Origin of the sequence: Pseudomonas sp. (assembly GCF_050739995.1) — a bacterium.
Classification (GTDB): Bacteria; Pseudomonadota; Gammaproteobacteria; order Pseudomonadales; family Pseudomonadaceae; genus Aquipseudomonas.
Map to the genome: position 1 here is coordinate 1 of NZ_JBOICG010000292.1, position 1965 is coordinate 1965.

Below are 1965 nucleotides of genomic sequence, written 5' to 3' on the forward strand. Positions count from 1 at the left end.
TCATCCAGCAAGGCCGTGGCGGCGATTTGCGCGTCGGCCACCAGCGCCACTTGGGGCGGGTAATTGCGCACAGTCTGGTCGGCGTCGATGTCGATACGCAGCAACGCACCCGGAATCTCGAAGCCGCCGGCGAAGGTCACGTCATAGTCGGTTTCCGCCAGCTCGGTGCCAATGGCCAGCACCACGTCCGCCTCGGCCACCAGCGCACGCGTGGCGACCAGTGTCTGGGTCGAGCCGATCAGCAGCGGATGAGAGGAGGGCAGCATGCCCTTGGCATTGATCGTCAGGGCCACCGGTGCGCCCAGGGTTACGGCCAGGGGCGTGAGTTCAGGGGCGGCATCGATGGCGCCGCCACCCGCCAGGATCAGCGGGCGTTTCGCTGCGGCGAGCAACTGGCTCATCTGCTTGACCGCCGACGGCGCCGCACCGGCTCGGGCCACGCTGATGGGCTCGCTGCCCAGCAACGCATCGGCGTTTTCCACCAGCACATCCAACGGGATTTCGATATGCACCGGGCGCGGTCGACCGGCCTGGAACAATGCAAAGGCCCGCGCCAGTACGCCGGGCAATTCTGCGGCCGACATCAAGGTATGGGAGAACGCCGCCACGCCCGCGATCATCGCGCTCTGGTTCGGCAACTCATGCAACTTGCCGCGCCCGCCGCCCAATTGGCTGCGCGATTGCACGCTGGAGATCACCAGCATCGGGATTGAGTCCGCATAAGCCTGGCCCATGGCGGTGGTGATATTGGTCATGCCGGGGCCGGTGATGATGAAGCACACGCCGGGCTTGCCACTGGTGCGCGCATAGCCGTCGGCCATGAACCCGGCGCCCTGTTCATGGCGCGGGGTGACGTGACGGATGCCGGAACGGGCCAGGCCGCGGTACAGCTCCACGGTGTGCACGCCGGGAATACCGAACACCTGCTCCACACCGTAGCTTTCCAGGAGGTTGACCAATACTTCGCCGCAGGTCGCCATGCTTGTCGCTCTTGTTATGGATTCGAGGCGGTATTGGAGCGGCTGGCCGGTAGCGGCAACAATCGATAAAAAGTCATACTAGCCATGTCCTCACGTCATGGCTCGATTCCAATGAAGCGCCTTCCACCGTTGCCCGCCTTGCACACGTTCTGGGTCACGGCCCAGTGCTGCAACTTCACCCGCGCCGCCGAGCAGTTGCACATTACCCAAGGCGCGGTGAGCCGGCAGATTGCCGGGCTGGAAAACCATTTGGGCTACGCCTTGTTCCAGCGCCAGGCGCGGGGCTTGAGCCTGACTGACGAAGGTCGCGAATGGTCGCTGCGGGCGCAGCAGGTGTTTGGCCTGATCGGTGATGCCGTGGAGCAGATCGGCAGCCGCCGCCAAACCCTGCAACTCAAGGCGTCTACCTGTGTGATGCGTTGGCTGCTGCCGCGCCTGATGCAATGGCAAAAAGAACGCCCGGATGTGCCGGTGGAACTGACCACCACCGTGGCTTACACCGTTGACTTTCGCCGTGAGCAATTCGATGCGGCGGTGATTTATGCGCCCATCGCCGAGCAATCGGCCGAGGCGCGGCATTTATTCGATGAGCAACTCACGCCGGTCTGCGCCCCCGCGTTGCTCGCAGGCTTGCACACACCGGCAGACTTGCAACGACAGGTGCTGCTGCACCCCACCCGGGATGAACGGGATTGGGCGTTGTGGTTGAAAGCGGCGAACACCCGTTTGAGCAATCTGGCCCAGGGGCATCATTTCGAGACACTGGATCTGGCCATGACGGTGGCGTCACAAGGTTCAGGCGTGGCGATTGGCGACAGTGCGTTGATTGGCGAGGATGTGATGGCGGGAAGGTTGGCGATGCCGTTCGAACTGCGGGTGCTGACGGGGATGGGGTATTACCTGGTGTATCCGCCGGGGACTGAGCCGTCGGCAGGGTTGGAAGCATTGATGGAGTGGCTAGTGAGTCAGGCAACGTCTCCTGAAC

The 1965-nt window shown here is 63.6% G+C and carries 2 protein-coding genes; one reads left to right on the forward strand and one right to left on the reverse strand.

Features of this window, described 5'->3' with window-relative positions; translation table 11 throughout:
• A partial coding sequence (locus ACRESD_RS09985) for a 5-guanidino-2-oxopentanoate decarboxylase (protein WP_431750762.1) occupies positions 1 to 980 on the reverse strand: 980 nt, incomplete at its 3' end.
• A gap of 111 nt (positions 981 to 1091) precedes the next feature.
• On the opposite strand from ACRESD_RS09985, the gene ACRESD_RS09990 reads away from it, so the two are divergent.
• Positions 1092 to 1965, forward strand: an 874-nt coding sequence (locus tag ACRESD_RS09990; protein WP_431750763.1) for a LysR substrate-binding domain-containing protein, incomplete at its 3' end; no start/stop codon positions are given.